Here is a 23,676-nt window from a genome sequence, read left to right as displayed (position 1 = left end):
GTAGGAATGACGTTCCATTCCGGAAGATTGTTTTTGATAGTGAACTTGTGGTCGCTCTCCGTAGTGGCCATGTGGTTGCGGATCCTGCGGGCCGAAGGGTTGCACCCTAGACAAGAGTGCCCGGTCCTCCGGCGATGGAGTGTAATCCCTGAAACTGGGTGACACCTTCATACCCGAAATTGCGACCGATGCCGGACTTTTTAAAGCCGCCAAACGGGCCGTTGTTGTCCATCGCCGAAGGGCCGTGCGCATTCACAAAACTGTAGCCAGCCTCGATCCGGCGGGCCAGCGCAACTGCACGGTCTGTGTCTGTCGTCCAGACTGAGGATGCCAACCCGAACGGATCGTCATTTGCCAAGGCAATTGCCTCGTCTTCGGTTTCAAACGGGATGAGGGGTAGGACGGGGCCGAATTGTTCTTCGCGAACCGCAGACAAAGAGGGATCGGCGTTAAAGATCAAAGCCGGACGCTGGAAAAAGCCTTCCTCATAAAGGGCTTGATCGGGCACCTGCCCCAGTTCGTGAACATCCTGCCCTGCTGCACGGGCCTCTTTGATCATATCGGTGACGGTTTTTAACTGTTTGGGGTTATTCATCGGGCCCATTGTGGTTTCAGGCAGCAACCCATCGCCAATCACCTGTGCATCAACCACTGCGCGAAGCCCGTCGGCCACTTCGTCAAAGCGGGATTTATGCACATAAAGGCGCTTCATGGCATAGCAAATCTGCCCCGTAGACATGAAGGCCGCACGGTATAACCGTTCAAAAGCGTCACCGCTCAGGTCAACGTCGTGACAGACGATACCTGCATCGTTCCCGCCAAGCTCCAGCGTCACTGGGGTGATATTCTCGGACGCAACTTTCATTACGTGTCGCCCGACATCGACGGAACCGGTAAAATTCACATACCGCACCAAAGGATGGCCGATCAGGGCATCCCCGATCCGGCTTGCCGATCCGGTGACGATATTCACCACACCGGGGGGCAGCATTTCTGCGATCCGGTGCAGCGTCATCGCTGGGGCGAGCGCGGAATTGGCCGAAGGTTTGACCACGACGGTGTTCCCCGCCATTAAAGCCTGCGGCAGTTTTGCCCCCAAAATCGCAAGCGGCCAGTTCCACGGAACGACAAGTGCTGCAACACCGCGCGGCTGGCGTGTGATAATGGTGTCATTGGGGGCCGCGCGGATGATTTCATCCTGTTCCAGCCGCTCGGCATAGCCGGCACATTGCACAAAACGTTCCCCCAGACGGCCGATTTCAAGACGGGTTTCGCGCAGGATCTTGCCATGCTCGCGGGTGAAAAGACGTGCCCTGTCTTCGACCTCATCCATGTCCTGCGTGATTGCCGCCGCAACCTTGAGCAGCATTTCGCCGCGCTCCTCATAGCTGAGCGCGGCCCAATCGGGAAAGGCCCGATGCGCAGCGGTAACAGCGGCTTCCACATCATCAGGCGTTCCGGCAGCAGCACGCCCCACCAACTCTGTCGGGCGTGCAGGGTTAAAGATTTCATAAGTCCCGCGATCCGAGGCCGGAACGGACCGGCCATTGATAAACAACTGCGTTTCTATACCTGCGCTCATGGCTGCAACTCCGGACTGTTTTTGGCAAAGGATTTCAGCACGCTGGCTTCTCCTCGGCATCTTGGTTTGGGGGATGATCAGTTCTCAAATGGTCCTAGCGCATGGCGCCGGGTAACCAGATTGCGATTTGCGGGAAGAAGAGGATCAGAACACCTCCGATGATCATGGCCACAATATAGGGCAGCACACCGAGAAAGATGGCCGAAAGCGGGATTTCCGGTGCGACAGATTTCACCGTGAAGACGTTCATGCCGATAGGTGGGGAAATCAACCCAAGCTCGATTACAATGATCACCAGAATTCCGAACCAGATCAGATCAACCCCCAACGCGCTGAGCGATGGCAGAAACACCGGTATGATCAGCAACAGGATGCCAATGGATTCAAAAACCATACCCAGCAGCACGCAGATGCCGCAGATCATCAACACCAGCCCAACCGGCCCGAGCCCCCAGCCCAGCACCAGTGCCTGAAGGTCGTAAGGCATCCCGGTCAGGTTCACGAACTGCGCCAGAATAAGCGCCGAGAACACAATGGCGAAAATCAAGGCAGAAGTAGAAACGGTTTCTTCAAACACGCCCCAAAGACTTTTGCGATCCATGAAATGCCCCCGTGCAACACCGAACAGGAACGCTCCGGCACAGCCGACGCCCGCAGCTTCCGTGGGGGTGAAAATACCGGAGTAGATTCCCCCGAGGACCACCCCGAACAGCATGATAACAGGCCAGGTGGAATAGGACGCACGCAGCGTTTTCCGAAGGCTCATCGCCTCTCCCTTTGGGCCCAATTCGGGTTTTACCCCTGTGACGATCAGTACGGCGAGCATAAAGAGGCCGATCAACAACAGGCCCGGCAGGATGCCCGCGATGAACAACAGGCCGATGTCCTCCCCCGCCACGATCCCGTAGATGGCCAGCGGTACAGATGGCGGGATCATGATGCCCAAGGTTCCTCCGGCAGCGATTGTTCCGGCAGAAAAGCCTTCGTTGTATTTGAATTCCCGCATCGGGGGAATGGCAACCCGTGTCATCGTGGCCGCTGTGGCCAAAGACGACCCGCAAACAGCCGCAAAACCCGCACAAGACATCACACCGGACAGGGCAAGACCACCGCGAAACCGGCCCATCCACGCATAGGAAGCCGCAAACAAATCGCGGCTGATGCCGGACCTGTGGATGAACGCCCCCATCAGGACGAACAGGGGAATGATTGACAGGTTGTAATTGGTTCCGGTCTCTACGATCCATTGGGCGGAGACAGAAACCGCAGCATCAAACCCGCGCAGATACATCAGCCCGAAAAAACCGACCGCGAGCGTTGCGAAGGCCAGTGGCACACCCATAAAGGCCAGTATGAGAAGTATGGTAAAGCCGGTAAGTGCAAGTTCCATCTTAGTTTTCCTGCTCTTTAGAGGGGAGCGCGCGGGTTTGGCGTTTCTCAATCAGGATCGCAAACAGCGCCCCCAAAACCGACAGGCACGACAAGGCGGCCATCGTTCCGACCACAAGGATCATCGGTATTTGCAGCACGATGGATTCTTCGGGATATTCCCAAAGATCCCATGTCTTCCACAAAAGGATACCGGTGACGGACACCACCCCGATCAATGAAAACCCGTCGAAAATCCCGCGATAGGCGGTGCGAAAATGGCTGAGTAAAAAGGGCTCGAACAGCGAGACATTGACGTGTCCACGATCAAGCGTCACAACAAACATCCCTGCGAAAATTGCCACGCCAAGCAGAAGCTGGATCATCTCGCCCGAGCCGAATATCGGATCGTTAAAGATATACCGCATTACGATATCCGTGCAGGTGATCAGGATCATCGCAACCAGACTGAGCGCCCCTAAAATCACCGTGAATTTTCTTAAAAACAGCATGAGCCCCCCTTTTAGAAGAAACAGGCAGACCGGTTCTGGTCCGCCTGTTCTGGTGCGGGTTTAACTTCCGGAAGCGGCGTCAACTTCGCTGCGCATCTCTTCGACAACCGCGGCAGCGTCCACGCCGTATTTGTCCGAGACTTCTGCAGCCCATCCGCCAGAGATCTTTGCGGCTGAAGCCTCAAACGCTGCCATAAGATCAGGATTTGCGGGTGTGAACGTCACCCCTTGTTCTTCAAGCGTTGCACGGCCCTTTGCTTCGGCTTCATTAGTTGCCACGCCCAGACGTCTTGCCAGATGAGAACCCGAAAGTTCAGTAATTGCAGCGCGGTGCTCATCCGAAAGGCGGTCCCATTTGCGTTCGTTAAAGAAGATAGAAAAGTTGGCGGATTGCATGGACGGCGAAATGTCTACACAGGATTTCGTATAGGGTGCCACGCCGAAACTGTTGGTCGTTTCCATCGTCAGCCCGAAATGGGCATCAACCGTATTGCGAGATGTCAGTTCCTGCACCTGAACAGCAGGTCCGGCAACGATCGACTGGTCCATATCTTTAAGAATGTTTGCGATTGTACCGGGCAGCGCCCAGATCCGGCGGGAGCTCAGCTCTTCGAGCGAGGTGATCGGCGTGTCGCTTACGCTGCACAGGTAAGCCGGCCCAAGGTTGAACATGGACACCAGCTTCACACCGCGCAGGGTTTCGTGTTCTGCAAAATGTTCCTGATAGTTTTCCCACATCATTTCAGACATGGCAGCACTATCGCCCTTGTGCATCCATGGCATCTGGCTGAGCAGCGTTGCTGGCGCGGCCTTGCCGATGAAACCGTTGAAAATAAAACCGCCATCAGCCACACCATTGCGCACCGCATCCATCACGCCGGGGGGCGGGGATACGGATTGTGCGGGGAATGTGATCTTTACCTCGCCATCGGTTGCCTTAGCGACATCGTCCGACCACGCTTGGAACACCGACCACGCAAAATGCGTTTGCGGGAAAAAGATATTAAATGACAATTCTGTTTGCGCGGTTGCAGGCGCTGCAAGTGCAGACGTCGCCAAACAGAGTGCGGCTGTTAATGTGTGTTTCATGGAACCCTCCCGTAAGTTGGCTTTTAAAGCCCTCCAAGAGAGACTACCCCACCCGAAGCGATAACGAATAGGTCAAGTTTGGAAATATCCATAACCACAGGTAATCAGGCGCGTTTCATCGTTTCCGATCTGATGCGCACGCAATTTACCAGTTCTTCCGCTGCGGGCGTTAAGGGATGTCCTGCGCGCGTCATCAGGGAAATCCGCAGCGGCGCTATGGTTTCACGCAAGGGAATTTGTTCAATATCCCAGCCCTTTTGAATATCCTCTAGCAATCTTAGCGGGAAGGTACACACCGCTCCGAGGCTTTCGACAAGGGACATAGCTCCGAAATAGGATTCCGAGGTGGTCATCGCTTTGGGCGGCGTCAGACCGTGGTTGATAAAGGGTTGGCGGAAAATATCACCCGGCCCCAAAGGCGCACCAATCATAATCCAGCGTGCATCGGTCAGTTCGGCCAGCGAGGTTGCCCCTGCAAAGGGGGAATTGCGCGAAGTTATCACAACAATAGGGGTATCAAGTAAGGGTTCGACAGCAATTTCCCGCGCCAAACCAACCGGCGGCGCAGGGCCGATGACGATGTCGGTCTTGCCCTCACGCAACGGCTTTAGTGCACCGGGGAAGAGCCCGCTTGTCAAACGTACTTCGATGTTGGGGTGGGATTTATGAAACCGGCTGAGTGCCCTTGGCATGATTTTAATGGCAGCCAGCGGCGACAAGCAGACATGCACAGCGCCTTTTTGTTCCCCGCGCAACTGAGCAACCTCATCATCCAGACGGGTGATCTCGCTAGTGATGGTGCGGGCACGGCTTAAAACGCGCTCGCCTACCTCTGTCAAAACCACGCCCCGCGACGACCTTTGGAACAGGGACACGCCCAAATCGTCCTCCGCCTGCCGCAGGGATTTTGTCAGCGCCGGTTGGGATTTCCCCAGCACTTCTGCCGCCCCTCGCAGGCTCCCCGCGTCCGCAATCGCGACCAAAGTCTGGATGTGTTGAACTTTCACTTGATCACCTCTGGTTATACTTAGTCATTTTTTACGGCTTTCGGTAATCAAGTCAAATCCTTTAACCTGTACAGAGTTACAAGGGAAATCATGATGACCAAAACATATGCCGTCACCGGAGTTGCCAGTGGAATTGGCGCGAAACTCGCACAGCGCCTGAAGTCTGCGGGCCACAGGGTTGTCGGGTTTGATCTTCACGAGACCCGTGAAAATGTTGATGTGTTCATCCCGCTTGATCTGAACGACGACACATCCATTTCAGCGGCCGCACGTCAGGTTCCTAGCAAGCTCGACGGGTTGTGCAACAACGCGGGTCTGCCACCACGCACAGGGTTGGAAGCAGAAATCCTGCAAGTAAATTTTCTCGGGACGCGGGCACTCACACAGGCCATGCTGCCCCACTTCAATACAGGCGCTTCCATCGTGAACATGGCGTCACGGGCGGGTCACGGTTGGTCTGAAAATGTGGACCAGATCAAACGGCTCGGCCAGTTGACCCGTGCCAGCCAACTGCCCCAATTCATTGCCACGGAAGGGATTGACGCCACCCGCTGTTATAACCTGTCCAAAGAGGTGATGATCCTTTGGACAATCGCCGAAACCGAAGCCATGGTAAAACGGGGGTTCCGCATTAATTCACTTAGTCCGGGCGGCATTGCCACGGGCATTCTTGGCGATTTCCAGAAAGCGTTCGGCGCAAGGATGGCCAAGAACGTCGCGCGTGCAGGCCGCCCCGGTGCACCCGAAGAAATCGCAGAAATCGCGGCTTTTCTTCTGTCACCCGTTTCCAACTGGATCAAAGGCGCGGACATCGCCATAGACGGCGGTATGGGAGCCTTCAACCAAAGCGATGCAATGGGGTTGGAAAGCCTCCGCTTAACTGGAGGGCCAAACCCATGAGCATACCGTCCTACGGCATAGATTTTTATTCGGACGAGGTTATTCAGGACCCCTACCCCGTTTATGAAAAAATGCGCGCAATTGGTCCGGTGGTGTATCTGCCGCAACATGATCTTTATGCTCTGCCCAGATATGACGAAGTCAGCGCAGTGCTGCGACAGCCTCTGCGTTTTGTAAGCTCTCGCGGGGTGTCGCCAATTCCCAAGGTAAACGACATTCTGGTCGGCTCGACACTTAATTCCGATCCGCCAGAACATGACCGCACCCGCGCTGTGACCTCAGAACCCCTGTTGCCCGGTGCGCTAAAGGAAATCGAGCCGATGTTGGTGAAAGCCGCAAACGGGTTAATCGACACCCTGTGCGCGCGCGGGACATTTGATGCGGTCAGCGATCTGGCACAATACCTGCCGGTCACGATTGTTGCCGAACTGGTCGGTCTGCCAAAGGCCGTTGATTCAGCTCAGATGCTGAAATGGGCGTCTGCCACATTCAACCTGTTTGGCACCGAGAACGCCCGCACAGAACAAGCCTTTGCAGACCTTGTAGACCTGCGCGACTTCCTGCAGGAATACGGACGCCCCGAAAAACTGAAAGAAGGCGGCTGGGCCAAGCGGATTTTCGATGTCGGTGCAGAACGCGGCATTTCCTATGAAACCTGCGCCCAGCTGATGCGGGACTACATCAACCCGTCGCTTGACACGACGATCTCGACCACGGGGCAGATCATCAGGTTTTTCGCCGAAAACCCCGCGCAATGGGAACTGATCCGAAAGGACGCGGCCCTGATCCCCAACGCGGTGGAAGAAGCCGTGCGCATGGCGACACCGATCCGCGCCTTTACACGGTACGTTGTGGAAGACAGTGACATTGCAGGGCATCTGATCCCCGCCGGAAAGCGCGTGATCGTCATGTATGCTTCGGCAAACCGCGACGAACGCAAATTTCCCGATCCCGACCGCTTCGACGTGACCCGCGATGTACACGATCATCTCGGCTTCGGCCAAGGCGTTCATATGTGCATGGGCATGCACCTTGCCCGCCGCGAGATGATCTTGCTTCTGGAAGCCTTGCGCCGCCGGGTGGAGCGTTTCGAGCTGCTGGACGAACCGGTCGTGGCCATGAACAATACCATCCGCGCCTATGCCAGCATGCCGGTTAAGGTACACCTGTTGGAAAAAGGCTTGGAAGACACGGCTGATACTGGCAACCGGTCAAACGAAAATCCTTGGCTGGATATGATCGTGGCTACGCGCATTGATATGGCGACAGGCATCATCGGGCTGGACCTGACCTCCGCAGACGGCGCTGCCCTGCCCCGCTATGATGCAGGTGCGCATGTGGATGTTTATGTAAAGTCCGGCCTCATCCGGCAGTATTCGCTTACCGGTGATCCTGCCGACAGTTCCAAATACCGGCTTGGCATCCTGCTGGATCCCAAATCGCGGGGTGGCTCCGCGGCCATTCACGCAGGTTTTGAACAGGGTCAGCGGATCAGGATCGGACGCCCGCGCAATAATTTTCCGATTCAAAAGGATGCAGCGCATACCATTCTGTTCGCAGGGGGCATCGGGATTACCCCGATGCTGAGCATGGCCTACGCACTGGAGAAAGCTGGCGCATCATGGGAGATGCACTATTGCGGGCGAACAGCAGATCGACTGGCCTTCACACAAGAACTGGCACGGTTTGACGACAAAGTGCAGGTCCATGTAGATACCGGCCCGAAGGAACAGCAGCTCGACATCAGCGCTGTTTTGGAGAAGGTTGCGAAAGATCGTCACCTCTATGTCTGCGGTCCCAACGGCTTCATGGATTTCATTGTCACCTCGGCACAAACCGCAGGCTGGGCAGAGGAATGCATCCATCTGGAACGGTTTGGCGCAGAGGTAAATACCGACGGCGCCCCCTTCACCGTGGTTGCACAAAAATCGGGACGCAGTTTCGATGTCCAACCGGGCGAAACCATCGCGCAAAAGCTGGAAGAAAACGGCATCCACGTGCAGGTCTCCTGTCAGTCCGGTGTCTGCGGAACCTGCCTGACACGGGTAGTTTCCGGCATGCCGGACCACCGCGATCTGGTTCAAACGGATCTGGAAAAAGCCGCGAATACACAAATAACCGTCTGCTGCTCACGTTCCAAAACGAAGAGGCTTGTACTGGACGTTTGAAGGTTCGGGCAGTTTCTCTAGGCGTTACAAATTCTGTCCGTCGTTGGGGTGGAGTGGTCCAAATGTGACCCAACCTAAGAGAGCGAGTAGTTCATTGGGTTGTTGAAATCATGCGGCGTGTTTGCAGCGATGCTGTCGAACGTCTAACCGGAAAAACTGGAAACACGGTTATTGTCTAAAGAGCACTGCCATATTGGGACGCACCGTATGATGCGGTGATTTCGTATCGCCTTTGAGCAGTTGTTTTAGCGCAAACCGCAGTTGACGCTGGCGACAGACGCTATTCCCTCAAGCGTAAGATTAGTTGGCCTTTCTTAGGGTACTAGGCTTAATTGCAATCGGCCCGATATATGGCAGGTTTGCTTGGGAATAGCGCTAATATGTGGAGAATTCCATTTGCCCTCTCCGTTCAAGACATCCCCATCCGCTGGCGGCGCAAATTATACCCCAGCCGATAGGCCTCCAGCGCAATAAGCGGCACAAAATGCACCATCGCGCCAGCTATACCGCCCCAATCATGAAGGGCCGCCCAGTGCAAAAGCGTCAGCACCGCCGCACCGTAAACGAAGCGCTGAAGCGTTTTCCAGCGGGGTCCAAGTTTGCGAATCCAACCATCTGTGGATGTGATGGCCAAGGGCACAAAGATCAGGAAGGCAAGCCAGCCGGTCCAGATGTAAAGCTTTGAAATTTCGCCTCCTGTAAAGGCGACCGCACCTTCGTCAACAAGGTACAGGCCGGTATGTGCCAGCGCATAGGCAAATGCTGCAACGCCAAGATAGCGCCGCCGTTTCATCAGCCAACGCGGTCCGCGCCAGCCTTTAAACAGCATCATCAATGGCGTGATCATCATCGCGATAATCATGAACCTTGCCGCAAATTCACCAGTCGGATGCAGCAGGTCATGGATTACTTCCGGATCGCCGGAAGACAGGCCGATCACCATTGGAATGGCGGGCAAGGTCAGTATGCCCCAAAAGGTATAGGGTGAATTAAAGAACGATTTTGTTACGGACATTTAAGTTACTTTCGTTACTTGGCGTTTGGCTGAATAAGGCACTCGAGCTGCAATGCAAAAAGGGAGGCTCAACTCACTAGGGATCCGAAGTAGTCGGTCCAGCTTTGGTGAGGCCTGCCAGCAACAGTTTCAAAATCGCTGGGCACTTCATAGACGCCGCGACGAATACCTTCATAAATGCCGCCGATGATCGGGCCGATGAAATCGCCAAGTTCGGCGGTGCGATCCGCGACAAATTCTTCAGTCGTCATCTCGTGGTAGGTCAGCGACGTGCCGAAAGCATCGTTCATATATCGGGCAAGCTCGGGTTGTGTGATGGCTGCACCCCACAGGTTAAACGTCTGGCCGTTAAATGTGTCGCTGGTCAAAAGGCAGGCGTAAGCATGGGCCAATTCGGATCGGGTTGTGTAACCGCATCTGCCCGTACCAGCACTGTTGGCGATTTTACCTCTGGCTTTGTAGCTATCGATATATTCCACGTCCGGTTCAATATAGATGCCGTTACGCCCGATGGCATAGGCAAGCCCGCTGTCGCGCACATCGGCCTCGGTCTGGCGGTTGCTTTGCACGACGGGCGAAAAAGCGGTGCCTTCTTCCGCACCTTGAATGCTGGTGTAAACGATCTTTTTAACGCCTGCAGCCTTGGCCGCCTTAATTACATTGCGGTGCTGTTGAATACGCGCGTCCGGGGCGTCCATTCCGGACACCAGTAACACCGTATCAACGCCACTTAGTGATGTGCGCAACTGTTCCGGGTTTCCGTAATCACCGGGTCGGATTTCGATACCAAGACCCTTTGCATTCGCAGGGGTGCGGGCAAGGCCGATGACGGTTTCACCGCTCAACCGTGCCATCAGATTGCGGGCAATCGCGCCGCCAAGTTGGCCGGATACGGCTGTTACTGCGATGGTCATCGGCATGGTCCTCTCCTGCGGCAGGCGGGCGCAGAAGACGCCCGCCTGATAGAATTCTTAACCGTGGTAGGCTTGGCTGATCGCAAAACTGTCTTCGAACCAATTCCACAGAACCACCTGACCATCACGCACTTTGGCACGCAGGGCGAACGTGAATTCGCCGATTTCTTTGCCGCTGTGGGTGGTGATACCGTTCATACGTCCAAACACTGCAACCGTATCGCCAGAAGCGAAGGCATCGGTGTTTTCCCATTTGGTGGTCTGGAAGTTGGCAGAAAAGATGCCAAGGAATTTAAAAATGGCTTCTTTGCCAACTGTCTCGCCAACCCAAGGCAATGTCGTATCGCCTTCACTGTGCCAGACCATATCATCAGCCATCAGACGGCCCATTGCTTCAATATCACCGCTGCCCATCGCGCCCATAAAGGCCATGACAGTGTCAAAGCTGGCTTGTGTTGTTTCGTCCATGTCTTGTGCTCCTGCCTGCGTGCCAAGCATCAGCGCAAGTGCCGCGCCGAGGGATGTTTTGAATAATGTTCTACGATGCATGATGTGCTCCTGCGTGGTGTTGGCCCGAATTGCTCCGGGCCGTTACCTGTTTGTTTATTTACCGGAAAGCTGTTGCAGTGCGCCTGCCCAGTCTTCGACATGGTAGGTTCGCGTGATGACGCCGTCTTCCAATTCGTGGATGTCGATGGTCATGATGTCAAAGCTGCGGCCCTGGCCATCAACACCAAAGAAGGGTGCCACTGGCGTACCCGTTGCGCGGCTGCGCACAACAAAGGTGTCCCCGTCTTGGTGCATGTCCTGAATAGCCCAGTTCAGATCAGGCATCAGTTGTGCGAAACCACCCAGCTGGCCCAGAAACGCCTCGCGGGTTTTGGTGTTGCCGGAGTAGTCACCCACGCTGATCCAGTCCTTGGAAGTCGCGGCTTGGAATGCAGCTACGTGATCCTGAGAGCCAGGGTTGCTCAGCAATTCGTAAAATGTAGTCACAGTGGCCTTGTCGTTGGCGACTGCGCCGGTTGCGAGAGCAGCGAAGGCTGCAGATGCGAATAGTGTCTTTATTGTCATGTTATCTTCCAGTTTTTGGTTGGGGTTGGACTGTAAGTTTGGCGTCAAGTTGCGGAGACAGGGCGCCACTCAATCTTTGGATTTTCACGGAAGGCAAACCGTTCAAGATGGCTGCTGATCACACGGCATGTTTTGGTGAGGTCGCTTTGCGTTTCGGCACTGACCGTAAGCTCCAAAATATCTCCTTCGGCAGTCAGTTTGCACTGGCCGAACGGAAATCTGATCACTCCAGCCTCGGGATCAAACTCCACCTCAATCTTGTGCGCGAAATGCTTGCAAAGTTGTTGCAAATATCCGCTGGCCCGTTCGGTTGTAAATTTTGCATTGCTTTCAAACATTGCTACCTCCTGTGTGTTGAAAACATAAATAGACAAGATCCACCTTTGTGATTATCCCAATTGTCAAGAAATCACTTTTACAGGAATTAGAAAGATGATCGAAGACTACCGCAGCCTCGCCGTCTTTGTGGCCATCGCTGACACGGGAAGCCTGAGCGCGGCGGGACGTCGGTTAAAGCTTTCAACGTCTGTTATCAGTCACCATCTTTCCCGACTCGAGGAACGTCAGGGAGTCACGCTATTCTTTCGCTCGACGCGGTCGATGTCTTTGACTCCGGAAGGCCAAATCGCCCTTGATCCGGCCCGCCGCATGGTGGCCGCAGGCGAAGAAGCCCTTGACGCGATCCATGCCGGTAACGAGGAACCGGTCGGTGCGCTGCATGTGGCGATGCCGGCTTTCGGCGAACATAGTAAACTACACCAAGCATTATGGGGGTTTGCCCGGATGCATCCAATGGTTGCGATATCCCTGCAGTGCAGCGACATGCCGACCGATCTGGTAAAGGACGGGTTTGATCTGGCGATCCGGTTGGGCACTTTACGCAGCAGCAGCCTAAGAAATCGCCGTATCGCCGATTTTGAACGTTTACTGGTCGCCTCGCCGGAATATCTCTCAGCGCGCAAACCCATAGGGACGCCCCAAGATCTTGAAACCCATGACTTCATCGCCGTGACGCAAATTCCAAGCTTGATAACCCTGGAACGTAAAGACCAATCGGTGAGCATCAGTCCAACCAACATGCGTATAGAAGTGAACACCGTGAATGCTGCCAAGGCTGCGGTACTGGCGGGGCTTGGTATCTGGCATCTCCCAAAAAGTGTAATCGAGCAGGAAATCGAACAGGGGCAATTGGTTCGCGTACTCCCGGATTGGAACCTACCGACGTTGGGCATTTACGCTGTATGGCCGGACATCGGCCCGCAAAAAGCCCTGACACGACGGTTAATTGATCACCTGATAACGCATCGTTCAGGTTTGATGCTGTGAAACTTAAAAACTCTTCCGTCGATTTGCCGCGCTGGATACCGTGATACGGAACTAACGCATAAAGTCGGGAAGCCATGTCGCAATCACCGGAAACTGGAATATCAGGAACAGGCCCAGCAGCATCGCGATGATAAACGGCGTTACTCCGGCAAAGATACGGGTCAACGGAACATCGGGTACAACCGCTTTGACCGTAAACACATTCATCCCGATCGGTGGTGTAATCAGTCCCAATTCGACCACCAGAATGATAATGATACCGAACCAGATCATATCAACGTCCAATGCTTCAAGTGAGGGCAGAAATACCGGCACCACCAAAAGCAGGATCCCGAGCGCTTCGAATATCATACCCATGACCACACAGATTACGCAGATCCCGATAATCAAGGCTGTTGCACTGATGGCTGCATTGTCGCCGGTCACAATGTCCACCAGTTCGAATGGTAGCCCTGTAAGGTTTACGAACTGGGCCATGATCAGGCCGCAGAACAGGATTGCGAAAATCATAGCAGTCGTGCGCACGGTTTCGCCAAGAACCCCTGCCAGTTCCTTGAAACTGCGCATGTGTCCCCGTGCAAGGGCAAACAGATAAGCGCCCACAGCACCAACTGCTGCACTTTCGGTCGGAGTGAAGATACCCGAATAAATCCCGCCAAGCACAATCATAAATAGTCCGATAATGGGGTAGACCCCCAGTGACTTTCTGAACCTCTCCTTAATCGGGAGCCGTTCGCCCGCTGGACCCAAACCGGGCTTGAGCCGCACAAGGATTGCGATTGCGACCAAAAACAGGGACACCAGCAGCAAACCGGGCACAATACCTCCGATGAACAACGCGCCTATATCTTCCGAAACAATGATCGCATAGATCACCATCGGCACTGACGGCGGGATCATAATGCCCAATGTGCCCCCCGCTGCAATCGTGCCAGTCGACAAACCGTCATCATAATTGAACTTGCGCATTGGCGGCATTGCTACCCGCCCCATCGTAGCCGCCGTTGCAAGGGATGACCCGCATACCGCGGCAAATCCGGCGCAGGCAAAGACAGTGGACATGGCAAGACCCCCGCGAAAATGCCCAAGCCATGCATAGGACGCATCGTAAAGTTCTTCCGAAATGCCAGAGCGGTGAATAAAGGCCCCCATCAGGATAAACAATGGCACGACCGACAGGCCGTAACTCATAGAGCTTTCCATGATCCATTGACCGGTGATCCCGATCGCCGCATCAAAGCTGCGCAGATAGGTAATGCCTGCCACACCTACAAACAAAGTTGCAAAAGCAAGAGGTACGCCAATCACGCTAAGGAAGAGAACAGCACCGATGCCGATAAGTGCAAGAGTCATGGGGCGATCCTAATCTATCTGCTCGTGACCCGAAGGTCCGTGCATAGCAAGATGCTTCAGTTGAAAAAAAGCGAGAACAAGGAGAAGGACAATAAATCCGCCGAGGTACACCAGCGGATATTCCATCACCAGTGTCTCTTCCTCATATTCGTACATATCGCGGGTGCCGACAAACATCGCGTAGATAATCAGCCCCAGCCCCAGCACATTTGCCGCAACATAGATCCGGTCATAAAGTTTTGGAGCAATGCGGTTTATGGCCCCCTCAAACAGGGAGACCACAATGTGCGTACCTTCCCGCGTAACAAGAACAAGGCCGCTGAAAACAATCACAGCCATCAGCAGCTGGGTGTGCTCGCTGGTGCCAGGAAACGGTGACAGGAAAACATATCGCAAGATGACATCCGCAACAGTCATAAGCGCCATAAGAGCTATGCTTATCCCGCCCAGCCACAGGGACAGACTGGCAATAATCCGGGTGGAACTTCTGTTCATAGCAGAACCTCTAATATCAAAGGGGTGAACTGGCCGGACAAGGCCGGCCAGACTTCGTTTTGTATCAGTTGGATTTTGCGTATTCTTCGGTCAATTCCTTGGTCCGCGCGCGGACCTCTGCAAGGGCTGCATCCGCATCAACACCGTAGTCCGCAACCGATGCTTTCCACTGTTCGATAACGGCCACCGACGCGCCTTCAAGACCAGCGAGCAAGCCCGCAGGGACATCCACCACCTTAAGACCTTCTGCTTCGAGCTTTTTGAGTGATTTCGCCTGAGCTTCATTGATCGCTCTGCCAATCATACGTGCCAGATGTGCGCCGGAAAGATCCCGCAACACCTGCTGGTCTGCTTCGCTCAACCTCTTCCAGACTTTCGAAGATATGAAGTGCGAAAAATTCGTACTGGTTGGCGCGGTTTCAAATTCTATGCAGTATTTTGTGTAAGGACCTGCACCGAATTTATCGAGTGAATCGTAGGTCAGGCCACCATAGGCATCCACGACATTACGCGATACCAACTCCTGAATTTGCACGGCAGGTCCTGAAGATACGGAAACCCCCAGTTCTTTCATAAGATTTGCGGTTGTCCCGGGCAGCGCCCAGATTTTACGTGCCTTCAAGTCATCTACAGTTTCAAGCGGTGCGCCATCAACAGAACAGAGGTTTGAAGCTGCGAAATGGAACAGCCCCAACAATTCGACGCCTTTCCAGCTGTCATGCTCCTTGAAGTATTTGGTATACACTTCCCAAGCCGCAACACCGGCCGCTTCAGCATCGCCCCGATGGACCCAGGGCTGCATGGAAAATCCTGTGCCCGGTGCCTGTTTTTGCGCGAACACATTGGCCATAAAACCCGCGTCAGCCGCCCCCTTGCGCACGGCATCCAAAATCTTGGGCGGTGGCGCCACGGATTTTGCAGTGAACGCAATCTTCAGCCGGCCTTCCGATTTTTCCTCAACCTGTGCAGCCCACTCGCGCATTACATCCCAAGTAAAATGCGTAGGTGGCAGAAAGTTGTTGTAGTTAATGACGGTTTCAGCAGACGCAATGTTCCCGAACGCCAGAAATGAGCCAAGCGCGGTTGCCATAAGATGCTTTAATTTCATAGTTTCCTCCCAGAAGTTTATGATTTTACAGTTTCGGTTGTTTTGACTGATCCATCGCGTTGGCCGGATCAATCAGATCGTCCTCGTCCCAGTAGCCGATCAGAACGCCAGCTTTTTCTTCGAAAGCTGTAAAGCGCGCGGCTGTTTCATCATCGTAGGTTTCCCGTTGACGGTATTGCAGCGCCCAATCGGCCAATATCCCGTGCAGTTTGGCCCGTACCTCTGCATGAGCCGCGGAACGACCAAGATCCGTAAACTCCTGCGGATCGGTTTTGCGATTAAACAGTACAGGCTCGAAACCCGGCGCATGGATATATTTCCAGTCTTCGGTGACGACCATGTAAATGCGGCAATCGCGCGGGCCACGTTTCGTTTCGGGTGCGAAATTCTGCTGGTGGTAATCGTACTCGCTGATAACAAAGTCATTCACAGTCTGCGCTTCACCTGTCATCAGCGGACGCAAGGAAGTGCCATCAAGATGGTGCGCAGGCGGAACTGCACCAAAGTGCTCGATGAACGTCGGCAGCAAGTCGATGGACTGGACAAGTGCCTGCGAAACGCTGCCCCGTGTTGCGTCCATTTCGGGCGAAGGATCCGCAATGATCAACGGCACCTTAACGGATGGATCGTGGAAATAGTCCTTGTCCCCCATCCAATGGTCCCCCAGATAGTCGCCGTGATCGGCGGTCAGGACAATTGTCGTGGTCTCCAACAATCCGCGCTCTTTCATAAATTCAAAGAGTACGCCCAATTGATCGTCGATCTGTTTAATCAAACCCATATAGGTCGGTATGATCTTCCGGATGGCCTCATCGCGGCGAAAGGTTTCCCCCGCGATCCGGTCCATGAATTTCTTCATTAGCGGATTGGTGTCCTTCAACTCCGCTTCGGAGCGCACGGTCTCTTGCACATCTTCCGCTGAATACATGCTGTTGTAGGGTGCAGGTGCAATATAGGGCCAATGGGGCTTAATGTAGGAAAGATGCAAAAGCCATGGCGCTCCGCCATCGTCTTGTGCCATGAACTCCATTGCACGGCGGGTCATATAGGGCGTTTCGCTGTCCTCTTCTGCAACAGCTGCAGGTTGGTCTGCGATGTCGTTATAAAACCCCGAACGCATCCCGTCCCTGGTTTCAACTGAATTTGCCGCCCAATGCCAGGGATTGCCACCCTCATAGCCTTTCTTGCGCAAGTAATCATGGTACTTCGGCTGGCCGATCTTTTCGACGATCTTGTCCGGAAAGATACCATCATCCCGTTCAAAGGGTTCAAAGCCGATCTCGCGATGATGCACGCCGATCATGCTATCGGGATCGACGCCCAAGCGCTGCATGCCTTCAGTGTCGGCTTTCATATGGGTTTTACCCACAAGAACTGGCCGCACTCCCAGTGGTTTCAGGTGGTCGCCGATATTACGCTGACCGACCCGTAGCGGTACAAAATTTGCCGTGGCCCCGTGGGAGGACATATACTTACCGGTGTAAGTGCTCATCCGGCTGGGGCCGCAAATAGGGGACTGTACATAGGCGTTCTCAAACCGCACACCCCGCGCAGCCAACGCGTCGATGTTTGGCGTATGCAGTGTCTTATGCCCCGCGCAGGACAGGTAATCCCAACGCAGTTGGTCACACATGATAAAAAGTATGTTGCGATTACTTGCCATCTTGCAGTCCCCTACCCGATCAAATGTTGACTTTGCCACCGTCGACATTCAGCGTCTGACCCGTAACGAAATTGCTGTCGGACGACGTAAGATATAGCAATGTACCCAACAGGTCTTCGGGCAGCATTTCACGCTTGATCGAACGTGATGCAACCGTTGGCGCGCGTGCCATGTCAAAACCGGAATTGTTTGCAATGCCTTCGCTTTCCGTCAGCCCCGGAGCGATCGCATTCACCTGAATGTTCTTGTCGCCCAGTTCACGCCCGTGGCAGCGGGTCAACGCAATGACCGCGCCTTTGGATGCGGTGTAGTGCGAAAGACCCGGAGGGCCGTAATAGAACGTACCCGAAGCGATATTCACAACTTTACCGCCACCTGCTTTGATCATCGTAGGCACGATCGCCCGCATGACCTGATGGATCCCCCGTGCGTTGACGCGCATGATGGTATCAAACTCTTCGTCGCTTATTTCGAAGAACGGCTTGGGTGTTAGCGTCGCAAAAATCGACGCGTTGTTCACCATAATATCAATGCCGCCCATGCTGGTAGCGGTTTCAACCATCGCTGCAAGGTCGTCGTTGTTTGTCACATCGACCTTCATGCCTTGCGCTTTGCCACCGCCACTTACGATAGCCTCTACCGCTTTTGCGGTATCCTGCACGTCCGTCACCAGTACCTGCGCGCCCTCTTGTGCCATCGCCTTGGCCATAAGCGCCCCGATACCTTGCGCGGCACCGGTAATAATTGCTGTTTTACCTTCAAGACGGCCCATGATGTCCTCCCAGTTTCAGATTTCAATTTCCAGAATTTTAGCGACTTCGGGCCAGCTTTTGGCGCCGTTCTCGCGCAGGTCGTTGGTCAGGTCTTCAGGAACCCAATCCAGAAAACACGTCTTAAAATGCGGATGTGCTTCGATCCGTGCGAACCATTTTTCGACGTTGGGCAGGCGCCCGTTTTCCCACATGCCGCGCATCGACATCATCGCAAGACGATTGACGTAGGGCGTCAGCGATATGTCTGCGATGGAAAAGCTGTTGGCGACCAACCAGTCATCACCACCACTAAGTGCGTCTTCCATTTTATGAAGGTATTTATCATACAACATAACCTTCTCTGCGGCACCCGGCGCGTCAAAACCGAACCGCGTGAAGCCGTCCTTCTGGCTTTTCCAATCCGAGGTCACAGACATGGAAGGGGTAGAGGCAAGAAACTTCTTAACACCCTCCTCACCCAGTTTCTTCAACACAGTATGGCGGTGAGAGCAAACAAACGTCACTGCGCCGCAGGCTGGGTGCAAATCTTCGTCAACGGCTTTGGTCCAGTAGCGTGCTTGCGCACGTCCCCAAGGATCCTTCGGATGCACGCTTGTTTTAGGCTCTATCTGATCAAGGTATTCTATGATCACCGTACTGTCAGGGATCACCAGATCGTCGTGCACCAACGTTGGCACAACCCCTTTTGCATTCAGCTTCAGATATTCAGGCGCAAACTGCTCGCCCGCGAGAATGTCGATATAAACACCGTCCCATTTGATCCCTTTTTGCGCCAAGGCAAACCGCACCTTGGCGGCACAGACGGATGATCCGTGATGATAAAGTGTGAACGTCATAGCTGCACCGTTACCCATTTAAGTTCTGTCATAGCTTCCATATCCGCGTCTGTGCCTTCACGTCCGACACCGCTTTCACCATTGCCTCCGAAGGGCACATGGGCTTCGTCGTGGATGGTCGGCCCGTTGATGTGGCACATGCCTGCGCCAATATTGCGGGCAAAGTGAAACGCGCGGTCGATGTCTTTGGTAAAGATTGCCGAGGACAACCCGTATTCAGTGTCGTTGGCCTTTGCCAAACCTTCTTCGTAGCTGTCGATCGGATAGATCGAAGTGACGGGGCCAAAAGTTTCAGCACGGCAAACCGTCATTTCTTCGGTAACGCCTGTCAGCAAAGTCGGCTGGCACCGGTTGCCGACAAACGCGCCCCCTGCGGCAACGGTTGCCCCTTTGGCAACTGCGTCGGCGATATGATCTTTGACCCGCTGGCGCTGCCTGTCCGAAATGATTGGCGCGATGACTGTGTTCGGATCACGCAAATCACCCATCCCGACTTTACCGGCGATCATCGAAAACCGTTTGACGAACTCGTCAAAGATAGGGCGTTCGACGTAAAAGCGGCTGGACCCGATACACGCCTGACCCCCGAACATAAAGATCGAACGCGCAACCAACGGCATTGTCTTCTCAAGATCTGCATCTGCCATGATCAGGGTCGGGCTTTTGCCCCCTAATTCAAGCGTTGCCGGCGTTTTGTTCCGAGCGCAGATCTCGTTGATGTGCTGGCCCACAACCGAAGAGCCTGTAAACGTTACAAAGTCCACGTCTTTGTGACCGGTCAGATCGTCGCCGATCTCGTGTCCCAATCCCGTCACAACGTTATACGTACCATCGGGAAAACCTGCTTTTGCGATAATTTCGGCAAAAATCAACGTCAAATGAGGCGCCATTTCCGAAGGCAGATGCACCACTGTATTCCCGACCGCCAGCGCATTCGCAACGAGCCGTGTCGTCTTGATCAGCGGCACATTAAACGGCGTGATGACAGCAACCACCCCCAAAGGTTCTCGGATCGACATCGAAAACTTGCCCGGCGCATCAGACGGGATCGTCTCGCCGCGCACGTTGCGGCACATGCCTGCAGCGGCACGGATCATCGTCAGGCCTTTGGTGAACTCGAACATCGCCTTCTGGATCGGCGATCCGATTTCATCGATCAAACAATCGATCAATTCTTTCTGGCGCTCTTCCATCAACTCGGCCACGCGCAGCAACCAGCGTTCGCGCTGCGTCGGTGTGGTTTCCTTATACTCGCGAAACGCTGCTTTGGCAGCGGCTACAGCTGCCTGCATGTCATCCCGGCTGCCCTTGGCACCATAGGCATAAAGACTGTCGTCTAGCGGATTAAGAACCTCAAAGGTTTCTCCGTCACTGGCATCGGTCCACTGGCCGTTGATAAAATGCTGCAAGGTTTTGATATCTGATTGTACGGTCATAGAGCGTCTCCTTGGCTATCCGCCGACTAGAGTTTCGGGGAGGAACAGGGCGATTTGCGGAAAAATGATAATGAGGGCGATCATCAGCGCCATTGAGAACCAGAAAGGCCAGATGCCGCGAAAGATCTTGCCCATAGGAACATCCGGCGCGATGGATTTTACGATGAAAACGTTGATACCGACGGGCGGGCTGATCATCCCCATCTCAAGCACGATCACAACGATGATGCCGAACCAGATCAGATCCCAGTCAAGGCCAATGGCGATGGGGATCACAACCGGAATAGTCAGCACCAGCATCGCCATCGATTCCAGAAACATACCAAGGAAGATGTAGACAAGGATGATAATCAGCAGAACGCCTAGATCCCCGATAGGTAGTGATGTCAGCAAAATCACCAGATTTGCAGGAACCTCGGTCATCGACATAAATGGAATAAAGACGAAGGCACCGATGATAATCAGAAACACCGTTGCCGTGGCGTTCATCGTTTGCAGGATGACTGTCTTGCTTGCCTCGAAGTTCAGGCTACGACGCCAAGCGGCAATCACGAAGGTAAAGAAAGCACCGACACCGGAAGCCTCGACAGGGGTGAAAAACCCTGTGTACATGCCACCGATTGTCAGAACCACAACGCCTAAAATCGGGGCAGCACGGACAAGGGATTCCTTGCGTTCAGGCCAGGCGGATCGTTCACCTCGGGGGCCCGCATCGGGGTTGCGCAGAACCACAAAGTAAATCGACCCGATGAACAGCAGCGTCAGAATAATGCCCGGAAACACCCCGGCCATAAACAGCCGCCCGATAGATTGCTCGGTCAAAACAGCATAGATGATCATGCCGCCTGACGGTGGGATAAGAAAGCCGAGCGTGCCACCGGCAGCCACCGATCCCGTCGCAAGACTGTCGGAGTATTTGTATCTTTTCATTTCGGGCAGTGCGACACGGCCCATTGTAACGGCCGAGGCCAGTGAGGATCCGGAAAGCGCAGCAAACCCCGCGCACGCAGCAATCGTTGCAGAGGCCAGACCCCCACGCAAATGACCCATCCAGCGATACGCCATAGAAAACAGATCGTTGGACATTCCCGAAACTCCGGCAAGCGTGCCCATCAGCACAAACATCGGAATGACCAGCAGGTTAAAATTTGAAGCTGCCTCGAAGGTTTCGCCGGACAGATTGGAATAGGCAATCTTGAAGCCGCGCGCCCAGGCCTGATCGGATGACATGCCAACAGCCATGAATTTATTAGCATTTGCGATTACGGTACCCACCAGCCCGACGCCCAACATCGAAAGGGCAACCGGCATCCGCAGCGCCAGCAGAATAAATAGCGTTACCAGCCCAAGTATCCCTAAAAGCGTCATGCTTATCATAGCATGTCACCATCGATCTTAAGTGCGGCAACCTTTCCGGACCGGATCAACTGCCAGATGTCGAGGATAAGGACCACAGCGTATATCGCCATCGAGAGGGACAGCAGATAGTAGAATGGCTCGTAAGAAATCAAAAGCTGTTGGGTGGTTTCACCGAACCGCTCCGCGCTTAGTCCGGCATGCCACAATTGCCGCGCCATTACAGCCAGCAGCACCGCACAGACTACCTTGACCACGATCATCGACCATTTCGCAAAACGCGCTGACATGCTGGTTTCCAGAACTTCAATTTCGATATGGGCACCGGTGCGCGCGCCAAGCGGGATTGAAAGCGCCACAATCACAACAAGCGACAGGATGAGCAGGTCTTCCGCACCCACAATCGGCGCATTAAAGGCCTTGCGCATAATCAAGACGTTCCAGACGGAAAATACAGTCATAAAGATCAATGTAGCCCCCCCACAGACCAGCGACGCCCAGGTCAGCACGCGATCAAGAAAAACAATCACGTTTGGTATTTCTTGCGATTTCGGCATCAAATCCCCCCAAGACACATGCCAGGGCACCTGCCCTGGCATGCTGGTTTTATTTATTGATTGCGTTGTAGATTTCTTCGGCGTTGGCTATTCCGCGTGATGCATAGTCGGCATAGATTGCCTTCATACCTTCCGCTACAGCCGCATCCATCTTGGCACGTTCTTCTGCGCTAACCTCGACTAACGCATAGTTCTTGCCCGTGGTTTCACCCATAATCTTTAGTGACTTAGCATCGGCACCATCAAAGCTTTCGGCCAGCTTCATTGATGCTGCCTCGCCCGCCAGATCGTCAATGATCGCCCGGTGTTCGTCGCTCAGCCCCTCGTAGCGTTCACGGTTCATCACCACGAAAACAACAGCGTGCTGCACGGGAACGTTGGTCACAAAATGCGAAGCCACATCCCAGAAGTTCCACGGTGCCGTCATATTGTTATAGGTGGCATAAGCTCCGTCGATCGTGCCCGTCGACAGGCCCGTGTACATTTCAGTCACCGGCATCTGCACCGGAACCGCGCCCATCGCTTCGATGATCGGGGTCGTCAGCGCCGCATAAGGTACGATCTTGGCACCTTTCATACCATCCAGCGTCGATACATCCCGTGTTGCGGCAATGCCGATACCTGCTGCTGTTGTCAGGCCTATAACCTTCACATCAGTATATTCATCGGCAAGGTATTCATCGAAAACAGACAGAATACGCTGGGTCGCTTCAGCGGAATTTTCTGCCTTGCCGGGCGGTATTGCCAGCATTGTTTTGGGGAACAGCGTCGGCGTATAGGCCGACACACCAAATGTGATATCCGCCACACCTTCGACCGCACGCTTGTATTGTTGGACCGGACCGGCACCAAGCTGCCCTGCAGGGAACAATTTCATTGTCAGCGTACCGCCGGAACGTTTTTCAAGCTCCTCGCCAAACCATTTGAACATTACTGTGTTGGTGTGATGCTGTGGCGGTACAAACGTTGCGACAGAAAGTTCTTCGCCGGATGCATTTTGCGCAGACAGGCCGAATGTGGCTGCAAGTGCCAGAGCAAGGCTAAATCGTATAATTCCCATTGTTCTCTCCCAAGAAAATCTCCGAGGCCAACCGCATTTCGGGATCCCGAAATCCTCCATTGGTCGACTCTCGTTGCAAGATAG

Annotated in this window: 23 protein-coding genes; 3 read left to right on the top strand and 20 right to left on the bottom strand. The window is 54.2% G+C overall.

Annotation, left to right across the window (positions count from 1 at the left end; all coding sequences use genetic code 11):
• Nucleotides 1–106 precede the first annotated feature (106 nt).
• From C0U40_RS13050 to C0U40_RS13030, 5 genes are all read right to left on the bottom strand, one after another.
• A complete protein-coding gene (locus tag C0U40_RS13050; protein ID WP_101656237.1) occupies nt 107–1,582 on the bottom strand; it encodes an aldehyde dehydrogenase family protein in 1,476 nt (491 codons plus the stop codon).
• 94 nt (nt 1,583–1,676) lie between these two features.
• Nucleotides 1,677–2,972 carry a TRAP transporter large permease gene (locus tag C0U40_RS13045; protein ID WP_101656236.1) on the bottom strand — a complete coding sequence of 432 codons (1,296 nt, stop codon included), beginning with the start codon at nt 2,970–2,972 and terminating at the stop codon, nt 1,677–1,679.
• Nucleotide 2,973: 1 nt separating this feature from the next.
• On the bottom strand, nt 2,974–3,462 hold the full coding sequence (locus tag C0U40_RS13040; RefSeq protein ID WP_101656235.1) for a TRAP transporter small permease: 489 nt from the start codon (nt 3,460–3,462) through the stop codon (nt 2,974–2,976).
• 60 nt (nt 3,463–3,522) lie between these two features.
• Nucleotides 3,523–4,551 (bottom strand): TRAP transporter substrate-binding protein DctP, encoded by a 1,029-nt coding sequence (gene dctP, locus C0U40_RS13035; protein WP_101656234.1) that lies wholly within the window; start codon nt 4,549–4,551, stop codon nt 3,523–3,525.
• A gap of 104 nt (nt 4,552–4,655) precedes the next feature.
• On the bottom strand, nt 4,656–5,558 hold the full coding sequence (locus C0U40_RS13030) for a LysR family transcriptional regulator (protein WP_101656233.1): 903 nt from the start codon (nt 5,556–5,558) through the stop codon (nt 4,656–4,658).
• Between the two features lie 93 nt (nt 5,559–5,651).
• On the opposite strand from C0U40_RS13030, the gene C0U40_RS13025 reads away from it, so the two are divergent.
• The gene (locus C0U40_RS13025) at nt 5,652–6,458 is read left to right on the top strand and encodes a coniferyl-alcohol dehydrogenase (protein WP_101656417.1); all 807 of its coding nucleotides are present in this window, start codon (nt 5,652–5,654) and stop codon (nt 6,456–6,458) included.
• Complete coding sequence (locus C0U40_RS13020; RefSeq protein ID WP_101656232.1) at nt 6,455–8,626, top strand: cytochrome P450/oxidoreductase; 2,172 nt, start codon at nt 6,455–6,457, stop codon at nt 8,624–8,626. The genes C0U40_RS13025 and C0U40_RS13020 overlap by 4 nt, the downstream gene beginning before the upstream one ends.
• A 409-nt stretch (nt 8,627–9,035) precedes the next feature.
• Here the strand turns inward: C0U40_RS13020 and C0U40_RS13015 are convergent, their stop codons facing one another.
• From C0U40_RS13015 to C0U40_RS12995, 5 genes are all read right to left on the bottom strand, one after another.
• Entirely contained in the window at nt 9,036–9,641 is a 606-nt protein-coding gene (locus C0U40_RS13015) for a sulfite oxidase heme-binding subunit YedZ (protein ID WP_180957699.1), read from the bottom strand.
• A gap of 68 nt (nt 9,642–9,709) precedes the next feature.
• Nucleotides 9,710–10,561, bottom strand: coding sequence for an NAD(P)H-binding protein (locus tag C0U40_RS13010; protein WP_286134969.1), 852 nt, complete (start codon nt 10,559–10,561; stop codon nt 9,710–9,712).
• 51 nt (nt 10,562–10,612) lie between these two features.
• Nucleotides 10,613–11,104, bottom strand: a complete 492-nt coding sequence (locus C0U40_RS13005) for a nuclear transport factor 2 family protein (RefSeq protein WP_286134968.1) — start codon at nt 11,102–11,104, stop codon at nt 10,613–10,615.
• A 54-nt stretch (nt 11,105–11,158) separates the two neighbouring features.
• The gene (locus tag C0U40_RS13000; RefSeq protein ID WP_101656231.1) at nt 11,159–11,629 is read right to left on the bottom strand and encodes an ester cyclase; all 471 of its coding nucleotides are present in this window, start codon (nt 11,627–11,629) and stop codon (nt 11,159–11,161) included.
• Between the two features lie 44 nt (nt 11,630–11,673).
• The gene (locus C0U40_RS12995) at nt 11,674–11,967 is read right to left on the bottom strand and encodes a DUF2218 domain-containing protein (protein WP_101656230.1); all 294 of its coding nucleotides are present in this window, start codon (nt 11,965–11,967) and stop codon (nt 11,674–11,676) included.
• Nucleotides 11,968–12,061: 94 nt separating this feature from the next.
• Here C0U40_RS12995 and C0U40_RS12990 point away from each other — a divergent pair, with 94 nt between their 5' ends.
• Nucleotides 12,062–12,955 carry a LysR family transcriptional regulator gene (locus C0U40_RS12990; protein WP_101656229.1) on the top strand — a complete coding sequence of 298 codons (894 nt, stop codon included), beginning with the start codon at nt 12,062–12,064 and terminating at the stop codon, nt 12,953–12,955.
• 51 nt (nt 12,956–13,006) lie between these two features.
• Here the strand turns inward: C0U40_RS12990 and C0U40_RS12985 are convergent, their stop codons facing one another.
• The 10 genes from C0U40_RS12985 to C0U40_RS12940 form a co-directional block, all read right to left on the bottom strand.
• Nucleotides 13,007–14,308: a TRAP transporter large permease gene (locus C0U40_RS12985; RefSeq protein WP_101656228.1), complete on the bottom strand. Its 1,302-nt coding sequence runs from the start codon at nt 14,306–14,308 to the stop codon at nt 13,007–13,009.
• 9 nt (nt 14,309–14,317) lie between these two features.
• On the bottom strand, nt 14,318–14,803 hold the full coding sequence (locus tag C0U40_RS12980; protein WP_101656227.1) for a TRAP transporter small permease: 486 nt from the start codon (nt 14,801–14,803) through the stop codon (nt 14,318–14,320).
• 64 nt (nt 14,804–14,867) lie between these two features.
• Complete coding sequence (gene dctP, locus C0U40_RS12975) at nt 14,868–15,911, bottom strand: TRAP transporter substrate-binding protein DctP (RefSeq protein WP_101656226.1); 1,044 nt, start codon at nt 15,909–15,911, stop codon at nt 14,868–14,870.
• 25 nt (nt 15,912–15,936) lie between these two features.
• Nucleotides 15,937–17,574 (bottom strand): sulfatase-like hydrolase/transferase, encoded by a 1,638-nt coding sequence (locus tag C0U40_RS12970; protein ID WP_101656225.1) that lies wholly within the window; start codon nt 17,572–17,574, stop codon nt 15,937–15,939.
• Between the two features lie 19 nt (nt 17,575–17,593).
• Nucleotides 17,594–18,346, bottom strand: coding sequence for an SDR family NAD(P)-dependent oxidoreductase (locus C0U40_RS12965; protein ID WP_101656224.1), 753 nt, complete (start codon nt 18,344–18,346; stop codon nt 17,594–17,596).
• 15 nt (nt 18,347–18,361) lie between these two features.
• Entirely contained in the window at nt 18,362–19,183 is an 822-nt protein-coding gene (locus C0U40_RS12960; protein WP_286134967.1) for a glutathione S-transferase family protein, read from the bottom strand.
• The gene (locus tag C0U40_RS12955; protein ID WP_101656222.1) at nt 19,180–20,619 is read right to left on the bottom strand and encodes an aldehyde dehydrogenase family protein; all 1,440 of its coding nucleotides are present in this window, start codon (nt 20,617–20,619) and stop codon (nt 19,180–19,182) included. The genes C0U40_RS12960 and C0U40_RS12955 overlap by 4 nt, the downstream gene beginning before the upstream one ends.
• A 15-nt stretch (nt 20,620–20,634) precedes the next feature.
• The gene (locus C0U40_RS12950) at nt 20,635–21,996 is read right to left on the bottom strand and encodes a TRAP transporter large permease (RefSeq protein WP_101656221.1); all 1,362 of its coding nucleotides are present in this window, start codon (nt 21,994–21,996) and stop codon (nt 20,635–20,637) included.
• Nucleotides 21,993–22,532: a TRAP transporter small permease gene (locus tag C0U40_RS12945; protein WP_180957698.1), complete on the bottom strand. Its 540-nt coding sequence runs from the start codon at nt 22,530–22,532 to the stop codon at nt 21,993–21,995. The genes C0U40_RS12950 and C0U40_RS12945 overlap by 4 nt, the downstream gene beginning before the upstream one ends.
• A gap of 49 nt (nt 22,533–22,581) precedes the next feature.
• Nucleotides 22,582–23,592: a TRAP transporter substrate-binding protein gene (locus C0U40_RS12940; RefSeq protein WP_180957697.1), complete on the bottom strand. Its 1,011-nt coding sequence runs from the start codon at nt 23,590–23,592 to the stop codon at nt 22,582–22,584.
• Between the last annotated feature and the right edge of the window lie 84 nt (nt 23,593–23,676).

It is taken from the genome of Neptunicoccus cionae, assembly GCF_002860325.1.
In the GTDB taxonomy this organism is placed as follows: Bacteria; Pseudomonadota; Alphaproteobacteria; order Rhodobacterales; family Rhodobacteraceae; genus Amylibacter; species Amylibacter lutimaris.
This window is presented reverse-complemented; position numbering and strand designations above follow the sequence as displayed.

Coding starts and splice junctions, on each gene's coding strand:
- C0U40_RS13050 (WP_101656237.1), bottom strand. CDS start 1,582: ATGAGCGCAGGTATAGAAACGCAGTTGTTTATCAATGGCCGGTCCGTT.
- C0U40_RS13045 (WP_101656236.1), bottom strand. CDS start 2,972: ATGGAACTTGCACTTACCGGCTTTACCATACTTCTCATACTGGCCTTT.
- C0U40_RS13040 (WP_101656235.1), bottom strand. CDS start 3,462: ATGCTGTTTTTAAGAAAATTCACGGTGATTTTAGGGGCGCTCAGTCTG.
- dctP (WP_101656234.1), bottom strand. CDS start 4,551: ATGAAACACACATTAACAGCCGCACTCTGTTTGGCGACGTCTGCACTT.
- C0U40_RS13025 (WP_101656417.1), top strand. CDS start 5,652: ATGACCAAAACATATGCCGTCACCGGAGTTGCCAGTGGAATTGGCGCG.
- C0U40_RS13020 (WP_101656232.1), top strand. CDS start 6,455: ATGAGCATACCGTCCTACGGCATAGATTTTTATTCGGACGAGGTTATT.
- C0U40_RS13015 (WP_180957699.1), bottom strand. CDS start 9,641: ATGTCCGTAACAAAATCGTTCTTTAATTCACCCTATACCTTTTGGGGC.
- C0U40_RS13010 (WP_286134969.1), bottom strand. CDS start 10,561: ATGCCGATGACCATCGCAGTAACAGCCGTATCCGGCCAACTTGGCGGC.
- C0U40_RS13005 (WP_286134968.1), bottom strand. CDS start 11,104: ATGCATCGTAGAACATTATTCAAAACATCCCTCGGCGCGGCACTTGCG.
- C0U40_RS13000 (WP_101656231.1), bottom strand. CDS start 11,629: ATGACAATAAAGACACTATTCGCATCTGCAGCCTTCGCTGCTCTCGCA.
- C0U40_RS12995 (WP_101656230.1), bottom strand. CDS start 11,967: ATGTTTGAAAGCAATGCAAAATTTACAACCGAACGGGCCAGCGGATAT.
- C0U40_RS12990 (WP_101656229.1), top strand. CDS start 12,062: ATGATCGAAGACTACCGCAGCCTCGCCGTCTTTGTGGCCATCGCTGAC.
- C0U40_RS12985 (WP_101656228.1), bottom strand. CDS start 14,308: ATGACTCTTGCACTTATCGGCATCGGTGCTGTTCTCTTCCTTAGCGTG.
- C0U40_RS12980 (WP_101656227.1), bottom strand. CDS start 14,803: ATGAACAGAAGTTCCACCCGGATTATTGCCAGTCTGTCCCTGTGGCTG.
- dctP (WP_101656226.1), bottom strand. CDS start 15,911: ATGAAATTAAAGCATCTTATGGCAACCGCGCTTGGCTCATTTCTGGCG.
- C0U40_RS12970 (WP_101656225.1), bottom strand. CDS start 17,574: ATGGCAAGTAATCGCAACATACTTTTTATCATGTGTGACCAACTGCGT.
- C0U40_RS12965 (WP_101656224.1), bottom strand. CDS start 18,346: ATGGGCCGTCTTGAAGGTAAAACAGCAATTATTACCGGTGCCGCGCAA.
- C0U40_RS12960 (WP_286134967.1), bottom strand. CDS start 19,183: ATGACGTTCACACTTTATCATCACGGATCATCCGTCTGTGCCGCCAAG.
- C0U40_RS12955 (WP_101656222.1), bottom strand. CDS start 20,619: ATGACCGTACAATCAGATATCAAAACCTTGCAGCATTTTATCAACGGC.
- C0U40_RS12950 (WP_101656221.1), bottom strand. CDS start 21,996: ATGATAAGCATGACGCTTTTAGGGATACTTGGGCTGGTAACGCTATTT.
- C0U40_RS12945 (WP_180957698.1), bottom strand. CDS start 22,532: ATGCCGAAATCGCAAGAAATACCAAACGTGATTGTTTTTCTTGATCGC.
- C0U40_RS12940 (WP_180957697.1), bottom strand. CDS start 23,592: ATGGGAATTATACGATTTAGCCTTGCTCTGGCACTTGCAGCCACATTC.